Here is a 13,630-nt window from a genome sequence, read left to right on the forward strand (position 1 = left end):
CAGTTCATGTCGCTGCATCCGGGTGATGTGATCTCCACCGGCACACCGCCCGGCGTCGGCATGGGCCTCAAACCGCCGCGTTATCTCAAGCCCGGCGATGTCGTCGAACTCGGCATCGAGGGGCTGGGGTCGCAGAAGCAGACTTTTCTCGCCGATCACTGAGCCAGCAGCAATTTTCCTATTTTGACAGACGAGGCCGCTTCATGACCCGTATCACCAATCTTCGCGTTTTCGACATGCGTTTCCCGACCTCCCAGAGCCTGGACGGGTCCGACGCGATGAACCCGGATCCGGATTATTCGGCGGCCTATGTCATTCTCGAAACCGATCGCGAGGACATTGCCGGCCACGGCCTAACGTTTACGATCGGCCGCGGCAACGAAATCGTCTGCATGGCGATCGAGGCGATGCGCCACCTCGTCGTCGGCAGGGATCTGGCGGAAATGCGGGCCGCCCCTGGAAAATTCTGGCGGCACCTGACCGGCGACAGCCAGTTGCGCTGGATCGGGCCGGACAAGGGCGCCATGCATCTTGCCACCGGCGCCGTCGTCAACGCGTTCTGGGATGCGCTGGCCAAGGAAGCCGGCATGCCGGTCTGGAAATTCGTTTCTTCGATGTCTCCGGAGGAAATCGCCGACATCGTCGATTACCGTTACCTGACCGATGCTCTCACCCGCGACGAGGCGATCGAGATCCTGCGCAAGGCGGCGGCCGGCAAGGCGGAGCGCGTCGCGATTCTCGAAAAGGAGGGTTATGCCTGCTACACGACCTCCGCCGGCTGGCTGGGCTACCCAGACGACAAGCTGCGCCGTCTGGCACAGGAGGCCGTCGATGCCGGTTTCAGCCATGTGAAGATGAAGGTCGGCCGCGATCTCGAGGACGATATCCGCCGCCTGACCATTTGCCGCGAGGTGATCGGGCCGGATCGCTACATGATGATCGACGCCAATCAGGTCTGGGATGTCGATCAGGCGATCGACTGGGTGAAGGCCCTCTCGTTTGCAAATCCCTATTTCATCGAGGAGCCGACAAGCCCTGACGACGTGGCCGGCCACAAGAAGATCCGCGAGGCGGTCGCGCCGGTAAAGGTGGCGACCGGCGAAATGTGCCAGAACCGCATCATGTTCAAGCAGTTCATCGCTGAAGGCGCGATCGATATCGTGCAGATCGATGCCTGCCGCATGGGCGGGCTGAACGAGGTTCTCGCCGTGCTGCTGATCGCTGCGAAATTCGGCAAGGCAGTATGGCCGCATGCCGGCGGTGTCGGCCTTTGCGAATATGTGCAGCACCTGTCGATGATCGACTATATCGCCATCTCCGGTACGAAGGAGGGGCGCGTAATCGAATATGTCGACCATCTGCACGAACATTTCATCGATCCCTGTGTGATCAAGGACGCCGCCTACATGCCGCCGTCACGGCCGGGTTTTTCGATCGAGATGAAGCCGCAGTCGATCGAGGCCTATCTGTTCCGCAAGCAGAAGGCGGCATGATCGAAATGGGCCTGCTTCGTGCAGGCCCGGGTCTCATGGGCGCGTGTGCTGTCTTGGGCCCTGCGCTGTCGCATTCGGACCTTGCCCTCGGAGGAAGCGCGCCATACGCTCAACCTATCCTTGGCGATGACGGAGCTAAAGCGCTGCAATGGATAACTCGCCCGCTTCCCCCGGTCCCTTTCCGGATGAGCCCGGCATTCTCGAATTCCTGAAGATCTGCGACGGGTTTTATCCTGCCGATGCGGTCGATGCCTCGATCGCGCAGCAGCGGGCCTGGTATGATGCGCTCTGCGCCCGTTTCGATCGGCCCTTGCCGCAGGGGCTGACATATGTCGATGAGATGCTGTTCGTGCCGATCCGTCGTTACCGGCCGGCGAAGCTCGGCACGGAGGTCACGCTGCTTTATCTTCATGGCGGCGGGTTTGTCGTAGGCTCGCTTGAAAGCCATCATGCGATCTGTGCCGAGATTGCCGACTTTGCCGGTGCCGAGCTTTTTTCGGTCGATTACCGGCTGGCGCCCGAACATGTCTGGCCGGCGCAGACGGATGATTGTTTCGGCGTGCTGAAACAGCTTCTGGGAGACGGCCGGCAAGTCGTTGTCATTGGCGACAGCGCTGGTGGCAATCTGGCGGCCGGGCTTGCCATCCGTGCCCGTGAGGAGGGTTTGACGGGGATTGTCGGACAGGTGCTGATCTATCCCGGTCTCGGTGGCGATCTGGTATCGGGGTCCTATCGGGAAATGGCGCATGCGCCGGGGCTGACCACGGCCGACGTCGCCTATTATCGGGATATTCTGAAGGCGCCGGCGGATGAGCCGGTTGCCCATCCACTGCTCTGCTCTGATTTTGTCGGCCTGCCGCCTGCCTATATCACCGTCGCACATTTCGATCCGCTCAGGGACGATGGTCGGCTTTATGCCGAAAAGTTTGCCGATGCCGGCGTCGAGGCGGTTTTTCGCGACGAGCCGCAGATGGTGCATGCCTGGCTGCGGGCGCGCCATATGAGCGATGGTGCGCGAGCTGGGTTCGCCGCACTTTGCGAGGCTGTCGCGCGGTTTGCGGGAACATCCCGATGAGCGGAGTGACCGATCTTGCCACCTTGATCGCAAGCCTCGATCCGGCGCTTGTCGAGGGCGAGTTCGTTTATGCGACGGTGCCGCCGCAGGAGATGCAGAACTATCTGAAATTGCAGCCGATCGGTCTCTTTTTCGAAACCGAGGGACTGACCCTGATCCTGCCGCGGCAGGCGGCAGAAGACGCCGGGCTTGCGGCCAGCGCGCCGCTTCGTTGCATCACGATGAGGGTGCATTCGTCGCTGGAAGCCGTCGGCATGACGGCCGCCATCGCTGCGGCGCTGACGCAGGAAGGCATCAGCGCCAATGTCGTCGCCGCCTATTATCACGACCATATCTTCATACCCGCCGCAGATGCAGGGCGAGCGGTCGATGCGATCAGGGCGCTTTCGGCGGCTTCGCGTTAGAATGTTTGTTTTGGTGCAATTCCAGACGCAAAACCGCCTCACACTTTTGCTGGAATTGCTTTAGCTCTTCGCCTTGCCGACCAGCACCGGATTGGCCTGGAACTGCTGCGGAAAGATCTGCTTCAGATTGTCGATCTTCGGCATGTCGTTATAGACGATATAGGGATAATCCGGGTTCAGCGTCAGAAAATCCTGATGGTATTTTTCGGCCGGATAAAACCCTTCTCCTGCCGAGATTTTTGTGACGATCGGTTCGCCGAACAGTTTTGTCTTGTCTAGCTGGGCGATATAGGCCTCGGCCACTTTCTTCTGCTCGTCGTTCACGGTGAAGATCGCCGAACGGTATTGGGTGCCCTGATCCGGTCCCTGGTAATCCAGCTGGGTGGGATTATGGGCGACCGAGAAGAAGATCTGCAGCAGCTTGCCATAACTCACTTCCTTCGGATCGAAGGTCACCTCGACGGATTCGGCATGGCCGGTCTTGCCGAGGCTCACCGTCTCGTAATTGGCGGTTTCTTTCTGCCCGCCCGAATAACCCGAGACGGCGTTTTTCACACCCTTCACATGCTGAAAGACGCCTTGGACGCCCCAAAAGCAGCCTCCGGCAAAAACAGCCGTTTCGGTTTCCGCCTTGGCAGTCTCGTCCATCACCGGTGCCGGAATGGTAACGGCCGGTTCGGCAGCAAGCGACGCTCTGGCCGAGAGTGTTAGAGCAAGGCCGGAAAACGCCAGGGCGGCGAGTGCCAGGCGGGCATGGTTATGGATAAAACGGGTCATGGCGAACTCCTCCTGTTCGCCGAAACTGTCTCAGATCCGGGCCGGCAGCGTCAACTCACAAGCCTGTGCCGGCCCGATCGGCGATCTGCATTACATCAGATCGCGGGGAATGGCCTTTTCAAAGGTCTTTTCAAACATCTGTTTCGTCCCATTCTCAGCAATGACCTTGGCGTCGATCAGCCAGTCCGTTGCCGTGCAGGCGAGGTTGGCAGTCGAGATGGTCCGCACGAACCAGTCGCCGCGCTGCATGTCGCAGATCCAGCTGCAGGTACCGGTCATGGAGAGCGGATCATTGGGATCGATCGACCATGTTTCTTCGCGGCGCTGCCGGGTGGAAAGACCCGTGTCTGGGTGTTCGAAGAGACCTGTATCCTCGACGACGCTGTATTGCGTGCGGCCGGCTGCGAGATCGCGGGTGACGGTGCGGCGCGTTTCGGACGGCGCGTGTTCGATATAGGTCGGCAGCGGATTGGGATTGTCCGGCTGCTTCATCTCGAACTTTTCGTGAGATCCGAGCATCGGCATGGCCAGGCCGAGCGAGGCGATGTCGATGGTCACGCCCGGATCGGAAGGCGGCGGCAGGATCATCGGCCAATAGGCAGTCGACAAGGATAGCCGGATTCGATGGCCCTCGCCAAAACGGTAACCGCAGGCGTCGAGATCGAGGCGGATGGTCACCGGCTCGCCCGGTATCAGCGCCTTCGGATCGGCATTGCCGTCGCGATGGGCAAGGTTGATGACACCGAAGGAGACGCGGGTCGCCGTACCATCCGGATGGATATCAACGATACGGGCGCAGAGATTGGCGAGTTCCGCGTCGGCTTTCAGAGTGAGCGTGATCGAAGGGCGGCCGAGATAGGTTTTTGGTTCGGAAAGCGGCGGGGTCTGGAAGGTGAGCGAGCCGGCATCGTCCAGCCGCTGGTCGCCGGCCAGTTCCGCATCCGGCTTCAGCGTGAACCACTCGCCGGCGGCGGTGCCGGTATCGAGCGGTGATTTCAGATAGATTTCATGCGGCGGCGCATGCGGGATCGGCATGCCGTCGAGCAGCGTACCGAACTGGTCGACATAAAAGCTTTCGGCTTCCGGCTCCGACCATCGGTCCTTGGATACCCAGAAACCCGGATCGCTGTCGCGGCGCAAAGCCGGCTTCGGACCATCGAGAATATAGGCGCGGGCCTGTGGCAGGTTTTCAATGCCGTTTTCCTCGCCGCACAGCCAGCGGTTCCAGAAGGCGATTGCCTCGCCATGGAAATCCGCGCGTGGTTTCGGCCAGGCGAAATGCGGATATTTGTGTACCCAGGGGCCGATCAGCGCCTTGGCCTTTTCGCCCAGTCCCTCGGCGGCGAGGAAGGGCGTGTTGCGATAACCGTCTGCCCAGCCGGCAATGACGAGTGCGGGGATCTTGAATGCCGCATAATCCTCGCAGATCGAGCCGTGTTTCCAAAAGTCGTCGCGGCGCTGGTGCGACAGCCATTCCTCCATGAAGAAGGGTTCGTTTTCCAGCCGCTCCATCCACATGTCGATCCAGCGGTCACCCACCAGCTCCGGGTCGGGCGAGCGCGACTGGTAGGCGAGCATCGTCGCCGCCCAGGAGAGCTGCGCCGAGAGGTGGCAGCCGTTCTTGTAATGGATGTCGTCGTTATAACGGTCGGTGGTGGAGGCGATCGAAATGACCGCCTTCAGGGCCGGCGGTGCAAGCGCTGCCACCTGCAGGCAGTTGAAGCCGCCCCAGGAAATGCCCATCATGCCGACCGAACCGTTCGACCAGGGCTGTTCGGCGATCCAGCCGATCAGTTCGCAGGCATTGGCGAGCTCAAGTTCGGTATATTCGCCGTCGATGACGCCATCCGACTCACCAGAGCCGCGGATATCGACGCGCACGCCGGCAATACCGGCCGCGGCAAAGACCGGATAGGTGGATTCGTCGCGCGGGCTCGTTCCGTCCCGCTTGCGATAGGGCAGGAATTCGAACACGGCGGGAACCGGGTCGGCCTCGGCCCCCTCCGGCATCCAGATCCGGGCGGCAAGCCGCGTCCCGTCCTTCAGCCTGATCCACTGGTTTTCGATGACGGTGAAGGCGCGATCGGTCATGTCTTTTAATTCCTGAAGTATGGCGTTTTGGCAGGGAGGCACTTGCCCCTCACCCTAGCCCTCTCCCCGCAGGCGGGGAGAGGGGATCTGGAAGCTCACGGCACTTGTCCTTCTCCACGTCGGTACGGGTAGACGGTGTCGGCAGGCGAATGAGGGGCATGCCTCAATTTCCGGCGCTTTCCATGCGTCGCGTCGTCAAAACCTTTTCCAGCCAGCCGATTTCCATCTCGGGCACGGATTTGAGGAGAAGGTCGGTATAGTCGTCGAAGGGCGGCGACAGCGCCTGGGATTTGGCGCCGAAGCGCACGAGTTTTCCGCGATGCATGACGGCGACCGAATCGGCGATGGCCCGGACGATGGCGATGTCATGGGTGATGAAGACGTAGGAAAGCTGCTGCTCTTCCTGCAGCTTCATCAGCAGTTTCAGAATGCCCTCGGCAACCAGCGGATCGAGCGCCGAGGTCGGTTCGTCGCAGAGGATGAGTTCCGGCTTGGCGGCAAGCGCCCTTGCGATTGCGACACGCTGTTTCTGGCCGCCGGACAGTTCTGCCGGATAACGATCGATAAAACCGTTGCTCATCTCGATCTGGTCGAGCAGCTCTTTTACGCGGGCGGTCTTTGCCGCACCGCGCAGGCCGTAATAGAAAGTCAGCGGCCGGCCGATGATGTCGCGCACCGTCTGGCGCGGGTTCATCGCGGTATCGGCCATTTGATAGATCAGCTGGATGCGCCGCAGCTCGTCGCGTGACCGCTTCTTGAGGGTCGGAGTCAGCGGCTTGCCCTCGAAGGTGATCTGGCCCTCGCTCGGCGGCAGAAGGCCGGTGATCACGCGGGCCAGCGTCGACTTCCCTGAGCCGGATTCACCGACGATTGCCAGCGTCTGGCCCTTGCAAAGATGCAGCGAGACATTGTGCAGGACCTTGAAGCCGTTCGAATACTGGGCGCTGACATTGTCGACCTTCAGCAGGGCCTTGCTCTGATCGGGCGCTTCGTGCCGCATCTCCTGGCGAACGTTGACGAGGGCGCGGGTATAATCTTCGCTGGGGGTCTCGATGATATGTTTCACCGAGCCGTATTCGACCATTTTTCCGTGGCGCAGCACCATGATGTCGTCGGAGATCTGTGCCACGACGGCGAGGTCGTGGGTAATGTAGAGCGCCGCCGTATGGGTTTCCTCGATCGCGTGCTTGATCGCCGCCAGAACGTCGATCTGGGTGGTGACGTCGAGGGCGGTCGTCGGCTCGTCGAAGACGATCAGTTCCGGGTTGGAGCAGAGCGCCATCGCCGTCATGGCGCGCTGCAGCTGGCCGCCGGAGACCTGGTGCGGGTAGCGGTCGCCGAAGGTTTCGGGATTGGGCAGGCCCAACACCTTGAACAGGTAAAGGGCGCGCTTGCGGGCCTCATCCTTGCTCATCAGACCATGCTTGACCGAAGCCTCGATCACCTGATCGCCCAGCTTGTGTGCCGGGTTGAAGGCGGCGGCTGCCGATTGCGCGACGTAGCAGACTTTTGCGCCGCGCAGCTTGCGGATGCCGTCCTTGCCGAGCGCCAGAATGTTGGTGCCGTTGAGATTGACTTCGCCGCCGGTGATCTCGGCGCCGCCGCGGCCATAGGCGAGGGCGGAGAGGCCAATCGTCGATTTGCCGGCGCCCGATTCGCCGATCAGGCCGAGAACCTTGCCCTTCTGCAGATCAAGCGAGACGCCATCGACAATGGTGATGCGTTTCGGTGGTTCGCCGGGCGGATAACTCGTTGCCTCGATCTTCAGGTTGCGGATCGAGAGAAGGCTGGATGAGGTGTCAGGCATCGCCGCGCCCTCCCTTGAGGCTCGAGGTTCGCTTCAGCAGCCAGTCGACCACCAGGTTGACGCAGATCGCGAGGGCGGCGATCGCGCTGCCCGGCACGAGCGCCGCCGCCACGCCAAAGATGATGCCGTCCTTGTTGTCCTTGACCATGCCGCCCCAATCGGCCGCGGGCGGCTGGATGCCGAGGCCGAGGAAGGAAAGCGTCGAGAGAAACAAGATGGCGAAGGCGAAGCGCAGGCCGAATTCGGCCAAGAGCGGCGACAGGGTGTTGGGCAGGATTTCGCGAAAAATGATCCAGGCGGTGCCTTCGCCGCGCAGTTTTGCCGCCTCGACGAACTCCATCACAGCTACGTCCAGCGCCACGGCGCGGCCGAGGCGATAGACGCGGGTGGAATCGAGGATCGCCATGACGAGGATCAGCACGATCAGGTGCTGCGGCAGGACGGCGAGCACAACGAGCGCGAAGATCAGCGTCGGGATCGACATCATCAGGTCGTTGAAGCGCGAGAAGATCGCGTCGATCAGACCACCGGAAACGGCAGCGATGAAGCTCAAAATGATGCCGAGCGAGAAAGATATGACGGTGGCGCAAAGGGCAACCGTCAGCGTCGTGCGGGTGCCGTAAATCAGGCGCGAGAGAATGTCGCGACCGAGATTGTCCAGGCCGAAGAAGAATTGCGCATCGGCTTCCTGCCAGACGGCTCCAACCACCTCCGTCTCGCCATAAGGCGCGATGAACGGGGCGAAAAGGGCGCAGAACAGGGCAAGTGCGATGCCGAAAATGCCGATCCAGGCGGTGATGGGGATGTCTCTCAATCTCATCGCGGATGCCTCAGTCTCGGGTTGGCGACGATCGCAAGGATGTCGGCGACCATGTTGAGGAGGATGTAGACCGCCGCGAAGATCAATCCGCAGGCCTGGACGACCGGCATGTCGCGCACCGTCACGGCATCGACCATGTACTGGCCCATGCCGGGGTAAACGAAGACCACTTCCACGACGACGACGCCGACGACGAGATAGGCGAGGTTTAGGGCAACGACGTTGATGATCGGCGCCAGCGCGTTCGGGGCGGCATGCTTGATGATCGCGCGGCCGGCGGAAAGGCCTTTAAGCTCGGCCGTTTCCATATAGGCCGAGGACATGACGGAGAGGATCGCCGCCCGCGTCATGCGCATCATATGGGCAAGGACCACGAGAACCAGCGTTGCGGTCGGTAGCGCGATGGTCTGGATGCGTTCCAGAAAACCCATGTCCTCGTAGACGGTGGCCGGGAAGGTGGCGATGCCGAAATTCACCGCGAAATAGAGGATCAGCAGGTAACCGATAAAAAATTCCGGCAGCGAGATCGCCGCCAGCGAGACGACGTTGATGATCTTGTCCGGCATCCGGTTTCGGAAATGCACGGACAACATGCCGAGACAGATCGCCAGCGGAACGGCGATGATCGCGGCAAAACCGGCGAGGAAAAGCGAATTGCCGAGCCGCTTGCCGACCTGTTCGGAGACCGAGTTGCGGCTTGCCCAGGACTTTCCGAAATCACCCTGTAGCGCGCCGCCAAGCCATTCGAAATAGCGGGTGACGACCGGCTTATCGAGGCCGAGTTCTGCGCGGATATTGGCGACGGCCTGCGGCGTTGCCGACTGGCCGAGATAGGTCGTGGCGAAGTCACCCGGAAGTGCCTCGACACCACCGAAGATCAGCACAGAAACGGCGAAGAGCAGAATGACCGACAGCACGAGGCGTTCGGTGATCAAAGACAGCAGCGGAAACCGCTCCCTGAACCGCAGGCCGGGCTGGCGACCGGCTTCGGACGTGTTGGACATGGGCACGCGATCCCGTTCTTGCAACGAAGATAGGGACCGCAGGCATCAAGCCTGCGGTCCGGGGCTCATCGATTGGGCAGAAGGCCCGCGCGGTTATCAGGCATCAAGCCAGATGCGGGTTGCGACGTAACCGTTCGACATGTCGTTACCGATGTCGTTGACGTAGCCCTTCACCTTCTTGGTGGCGGCGTTCACGTAATCGTTGAACATCGGCAGGATCGTGCCGCCTTCGTCGCGCACCAGCATCGCCATTTCGCGATACATGTCCTTGCGCTTCGACTGGTCGAGTTCCGAGCGAGCCTCGATCAGAAGCTTGTCGAATTTCTCGTTCTTGAAGCGGGTATCGTTCCAGTCGGCGGTAGAAAGGTAAGCGCCGGAATAGAACTGGTCCTGGGTCGCGCGGCTGCCCCAATAGGAGGCCGAGAAAGGCTGCACGTTCCAGACGTTCGACCAGTAGCCGTCGCCCGGCTCGCGCTTGATCTCGATGTTGATGCCGACCTTCTTGGCGCTCTCCTGGAAAAGCACGGAAGCATCGACCGCACCCGGGAAGGCGACTTCCGAGGTACGCAGAAGGACGGAACCGCTATGCCCGGACTTCTTGTAGTGGAATTTTGCCTTGTCCGGATCGTATTTGCGCTGCTCGATGCCCTCGGGGAAGAAAGCATAGGTGTCGTTGATCGGGAAATCGTTGCCCACCTTGCCGTAGCCGCCAAGGATGCGCTTGACCATTTCCTCGCGGTCGATCGCGTATTTCAGCGCCATGCGCAGGTCGTTATTGTCGAACGGCGCCTTGTCACAGTGCATGATGAAGACGTAATGGCCGCCGCCGGCAGTGGTCAGCAACTGCACGTTCGGCGAACGGGTGAGCAGCGGCACGGTCTTCGGATCGACGCGGTTGATATAATGGACCTGGCCGGAAGACAGCGCTGCGATACGGGCCGTCGCGTCGTTCATGGTGATGAGTTCGACGGTATCGGCGAAACCACGATCGGAACGCCAGTCGCTGGTGTTCTTTTCGAAGGTCATGCGCACGCCCGGCTCGAAGCTCTTGACCTTGTAGGGGCCGGTGCCGATGCCGGCCGTCGGATTGTCTACGCCGCCGTTCGGCTGAATGACGAGATGGTAGTCGGTGAAGATCGCGGGCAAATCGGCATTGCCGGATTCGAGCGTGACGACCAGGTCGCCGCTCTTGTTTTCGATCGACTTGATCGACTTCATGACGCCGGCGGCACCGGATTCCGTCTTGCCGTCGCTATGGCGCTTCAGCGTTGCAACGACGTCGTCGGTCGTCAGTTCCTTGCCGTTATGGAAGGTGACGCCCTTGCGGATCTTGAAGGTCCAGACCTTGGCGTCCGGCGACGGAGCCCAGGATTCGGCGAGCGACGGGATCGGCGCGCGGGTGGTCGGATGGGTTTCGACCAACGTGTCGCCCCAGGTGCGTACGGCGACGAACATGACCTGCGAGGTCGCCTTGGCCGGATCGATGCTGTCGGTGGCGGCACCGCCTTCGAGGCCGAGCTTCAGGGCGCCGCCCTTTTTCGGCGTCTGTGCTTCAGCACTGGTGGCATAAAGCTGGCTTGCGGCGGTAAGTGTTACGCCCGCAGCTACGGCGCGGCCCATGAATTCGCGGCGGTTCATACCGCCTGCGGTCACGCGACCTGCCAGATATTTCGTAAAATCGTTCATTCCCCTGTTCCCTTTATCGTTTGTTGCTTCGATGTCGTGACGGGGCGGTATGGGCGGTTTTCCTCTCCGCTGGTCATACGGCTCCCGGATCAAATTCGGGAAGTGGCCCGGTGGCTGCCGGCTTCATCCTTTCGCGAGAGGGGGCCATTTTAGCGCTTCTGAGTGAGCGGCCCGCCAATGAAAACAAGTGTCAGCGATTAAGGGGCGGATCTGAAAACCGCGCTGCATCCTTAGCGACATTAATTGACACCGATGCGACGGCGCCGTCCAGCTTCTTCTCAAAGCTGTAGCTGCTGCTGGGTCACAGCCATCGCAGGTAGGTTTAGTTGCGCGCTATCGCATGAAAGAACGAGCCGCTGACCGGACCGCGCCGGCCGCCGGACGCGCCGAGATCGTTGCCGACGCCATCGGCGATGGTTGCGAAAGGCGCATCCGTGCCCTTCGAAACGACACTGGCATAGTGGAATTCATGGCCGCGCACGCCCTCGCCATCCGCACCAAGCGGGCCGTCGCCGACCAAGGTCACCCGGCGATAACCGAGATTCATCTTGCGCTTGGCAAAGCTGGTGGCGTGCGACAGAAGCCCAGTCATCGCATGGGTCACGCCATCTGCATCCTCGAGCGTTTCGCCCAGAACCATGTAGCCGCCGCACTCGCCATGGACAGGTTTCGTCTCGGCAAATTGAGCGATGCCGGTCATGAAATTCTTCGCAGAAGCGAGTCGGCCGGCATGCAGTTCAGGATAACCGCCCGGCAGCCAGCAGATATCGCAATCGGCCGGCGGCGCTTCGTCGGCAAGCGGCGAAAACGGAATGATTTCCGCGCCCATTGCCCGCCATTCCCGCTTGATATGCGGGTAAAGAAAGGTGAAGGCCGCATCTTCGGCCAGCGCAATCCGCTGCCCCGGCGGCAATAGCGCCTTTTCTGTTGAACCGGCAGGCATGTCGAAGGGGCGTGCGGCGGCAAAGATCGCATCGAGATCAAGCGAGCGCTCCATGGCGCCTGCCAGCCGGTCGATATGAGCATCCATTTCCGGATGTTCGCTCGCCTGCACGAGGCCGAGATGGCGTTCCGGCAGGGTGAGCGTCGGATCGCGCAGCACGGTGCCGACGACGGGCAGGCCGATCGCCGTGATCGCCTCGCCGGAGAGCTTCTTGTGCCGCTCGCTGCCGGCGCGGTTCATGATGCAGGCGGCGATTTTGACGGCTGGATCATAGTGCATGAAACCGCAGGCGACGGCCGCGGCCGTCTGGCTCTGGCCGGACACATCGAGCACGAGCAGGACCGGCAGGCCGAAAAGCCGGGCCAGATCGGATGCCGCGCCGGAACGGTTCTTTTCACCCGGAATACCGTCGAAAAGGCCCATGGCACTTTCGATCAGGATCAGTTCCGCATCTTCAGCCTGTTCCAGCGCAAGATGCCGCAACAGATCGGGCGCCATGGCCCAGCTGTCGAGATTGAGGCCGGGAAGTTTTGTTGCCGCCTCGTGAAAGCCGGGGTCGATATAATCGGGTCCGGTCTTGATGCCGCGGACCTTGACGCCGCGCTTCTGGAAGGCCCGCAAGAGGCCGATCGTGACGCTGGTCTTGCCGGAGCCGGAGCGCGGCGCGCCGATGATAAGCGCGCGGGCCGTCATCGGCTGGCGCCCGATAGGATCGGCTGCATGGAGACTATTTTTCCGATCACGATCAGGGCCGGGGCAACAAAACCCTGCTGCTCGACTTCGGCCTCGACCGTTGCCAGCGTCGCGGTCAGCGAACGTTCCTCGGGTGTGGTCGCGGCCATCAGCACGGCAACCGGCGTTTCGGGGGAAAGGCCGCCTTCCATCAAAAGGCCGGTGATCGCGCCGATCGTCTTCAAGCCCATGTAAACGACAATCGGCTCGCCGGTTTTCGCCAGCGCCTTCCAGTCCAGATCGTCGGGCGTGCCGGCGGCATGGCCGGTGGCGAGCGTGATCGAGCGGCTGATGCCGCGCATCGTGGCGGGGATATTGGCAGAGGCGAGAGCCGCGAGCGCGGACGTCATGCCGGGCAGGACACGGAAAGGAATGCCTTCCTTCACAAGCGCTTCGGCCTCCTCGCCGCCACGGCCGAAGATGAAGGGATCGCCGCCCTTCAGGCGCAGAACGCGTTTGCCGGCCTTCGCGAGTTCGATCAGTTTCGTGGTGATTTCGCCCTGAGAGATCGAGGGTTTTCCGCCGCGTTTGCCGACGAAGATCAGCTCGCCGGTTTTCGCCAGGGACAGGACGGCATCGGACACGAGGGCGTCATGCACGATCACATCGGCCTTCGACAGCGCATCGGCAACTTCCAGCGTCAGGTAACGCGGATGGCCGGGGCCGGAGCCGGCGAGCCAGACGTGGCCGGGCGCAAATTCGGGCGCTTCGACGATGGTTTCGATGCTTTCATTCAGGGGCATGTGCAAACCTTTTGCCGGCCGATGGCAGCCGGGCTATAGAACGGCCATGGAAGCC

Annotated in this window: 12 protein-coding genes; 4 read left to right on the plus strand and 8 right to left on the minus strand. The window is 61.5% G+C overall.

Annotated features, from left to right (window positions below; all coding sequences use genetic code 11):
- From FHW37_RS32195 to FHW37_RS32210, 4 genes are all read left to right on the plus strand, one after another.
- Positions 1 to 162, plus strand: a 162-nt coding sequence (locus FHW37_RS32195) for a fumarylacetoacetate hydrolase family protein (protein ID WP_145643647.1), incomplete at its 5' end; no start/stop codon positions are given.
- 41 nt (positions 163 to 203) lie between these two features.
- Positions 204 to 1,493, plus strand: coding sequence for an L-fuconate dehydratase (locus tag FHW37_RS32200; RefSeq protein ID WP_145643648.1), 1,290 nt, complete (start codon positions 204 to 206; stop codon positions 1,491 to 1,493).
- Positions 1,494 to 1,641: 148 nt separating this feature from the next.
- Entirely contained in the window at positions 1,642 to 2,568 is a 927-nt protein-coding gene (locus tag FHW37_RS32205; protein ID WP_145643649.1) for an alpha/beta hydrolase, read from the plus strand.
- Positions 2,565 to 2,972 carry an ACT domain-containing protein gene (locus tag FHW37_RS32210; RefSeq protein WP_145643650.1) on the plus strand — a complete coding sequence of 136 codons (408 nt, stop codon included), beginning with the start codon at positions 2,565 to 2,567 and terminating at the stop codon, positions 2,970 to 2,972. Before FHW37_RS32205 ends, FHW37_RS32210 begins: the two co-directional genes overlap by 4 nt.
- A gap of 60 nt (positions 2,973 to 3,032) precedes the next feature.
- Here FHW37_RS32210 and msrA read toward each other — a convergent pair whose 3' ends face one another.
- From msrA to cobA, 8 genes are all read right to left on the minus strand, one after another.
- The gene (gene msrA / locus FHW37_RS32215) at positions 3,033 to 3,749 is read right to left on the minus strand and encodes a peptide-methionine (S)-S-oxide reductase MsrA (protein ID WP_145643651.1); all 717 of its coding nucleotides are present in this window, start codon (positions 3,747 to 3,749) and stop codon (positions 3,033 to 3,035) included.
- Positions 3,750 to 3,839: 90 nt separating this feature from the next.
- Positions 3,840 to 5,840, minus strand: coding sequence for a CocE/NonD family hydrolase (locus FHW37_RS32220; RefSeq protein ID WP_145643652.1), 2,001 nt, complete (start codon positions 5,838 to 5,840; stop codon positions 3,840 to 3,842).
- A 163-nt stretch (positions 5,841 to 6,003) separates the two neighbouring features.
- On the minus strand, positions 6,004 to 7,647 hold the full coding sequence (locus FHW37_RS32225; RefSeq protein WP_145643653.1) for an ABC transporter ATP-binding protein: 1,644 nt from the start codon (positions 7,645 to 7,647) through the stop codon (positions 6,004 to 6,006).
- Complete coding sequence (locus FHW37_RS32230) at positions 7,640 to 8,467, minus strand: ABC transporter permease (protein WP_145643654.1); 828 nt, start codon at positions 8,465 to 8,467, stop codon at positions 7,640 to 7,642. The genes FHW37_RS32225 and FHW37_RS32230 overlap by 8 nt, the downstream gene beginning before the upstream one ends.
- Positions 8,464 to 9,471 (minus strand): ABC transporter permease, encoded by a 1,008-nt coding sequence (locus tag FHW37_RS32235; RefSeq protein WP_145643655.1) that lies wholly within the window; start codon positions 9,469 to 9,471, stop codon positions 8,464 to 8,466. The genes FHW37_RS32230 and FHW37_RS32235 overlap by 4 nt, the downstream gene beginning before the upstream one ends.
- Positions 9,472 to 9,567: 96 nt before the next feature.
- The gene (locus FHW37_RS32240) at positions 9,568 to 11,157 is read right to left on the minus strand and encodes an ABC transporter substrate-binding protein (protein ID WP_145643656.1); all 1,590 of its coding nucleotides are present in this window, start codon (positions 11,155 to 11,157) and stop codon (positions 9,568 to 9,570) included.
- A 322-nt stretch (positions 11,158 to 11,479) separates the two neighbouring features.
- Positions 11,480 to 12,793 (minus strand): cobyrinate a,c-diamide synthase, encoded by a 1,314-nt coding sequence (locus FHW37_RS32245; protein WP_145643657.1) that lies wholly within the window; start codon positions 12,791 to 12,793, stop codon positions 11,480 to 11,482.
- Positions 12,790 to 13,575, minus strand: a complete 786-nt coding sequence (cobA, locus tag FHW37_RS32250; RefSeq protein ID WP_145643658.1) for a uroporphyrinogen-III C-methyltransferase — start codon at positions 13,573 to 13,575, stop codon at positions 12,790 to 12,792. The genes FHW37_RS32245 and cobA overlap by 4 nt, the downstream gene beginning before the upstream one ends.
- Between the last annotated feature and the right edge of the window lie 55 nt (positions 13,576 to 13,630).

Origin of the sequence: Neorhizobium alkalisoli (genome assembly GCF_007829835.1) — a bacterium.
In the GTDB taxonomy this organism is placed as follows: Bacteria; Pseudomonadota; Alphaproteobacteria; order Rhizobiales; family Rhizobiaceae; genus Neorhizobium.

Bases quoted from the DNA above. Each gene is read 5' to 3' on its own strand.
- FHW37_RS32200 (WP_145643648.1), top strand. From the start codon at position 204: ATGACCCGTATCACCAATCTTCGCGTTTTCGACATGCGTTTCCCGACC.
- FHW37_RS32205 (WP_145643649.1), top strand. From the start codon at position 1,642: ATGGATAACTCGCCCGCTTCCCCCGGTCCCTTTCCGGATGAGCCCGGC.
- FHW37_RS32210 (WP_145643650.1), top strand. From the start codon at position 2,565: ATGAGCGGAGTGACCGATCTTGCCACCTTGATCGCAAGCCTCGATCCG.
- msrA (WP_145643651.1), bottom strand. From the start codon at position 3,749: ATGACCCGTTTTATCCATAACCATGCCCGCCTGGCACTCGCCGCCCTG.
- FHW37_RS32220 (WP_145643652.1), bottom strand. From the start codon at position 5,840: ATGACCGATCGCGCCTTCACCGTCATCGAAAACCAGTGGATCAGGCTG.
- FHW37_RS32225 (WP_145643653.1), bottom strand. From the start codon at position 7,647: ATGCCTGACACCTCATCCAGCCTTCTCTCGATCCGCAACCTGAAGATC.
- FHW37_RS32230 (WP_145643654.1), bottom strand. From the start codon at position 8,467: ATGAGATTGAGAGACATCCCCATCACCGCCTGGATCGGCATTTTCGGC.
- FHW37_RS32235 (WP_145643655.1), bottom strand. From the start codon at position 9,471: ATGTCCAACACGTCCGAAGCCGGTCGCCAGCCCGGCCTGCGGTTCAGG.
- FHW37_RS32240 (WP_145643656.1), bottom strand. From the start codon at position 11,157: ATGAACGATTTTACGAAATATCTGGCAGGTCGCGTGACCGCAGGCGGT.
- FHW37_RS32245 (WP_145643657.1), bottom strand. From the start codon at position 12,793: ATGACGGCCCGCGCGCTTATCATCGGCGCGCCGCGCTCCGGCTCCGGC.
- cobA (WP_145643658.1), bottom strand. From the start codon at position 13,575: ATGCCCCTGAATGAAAGCATCGAAACCATCGTCGAAGCGCCCGAATTT.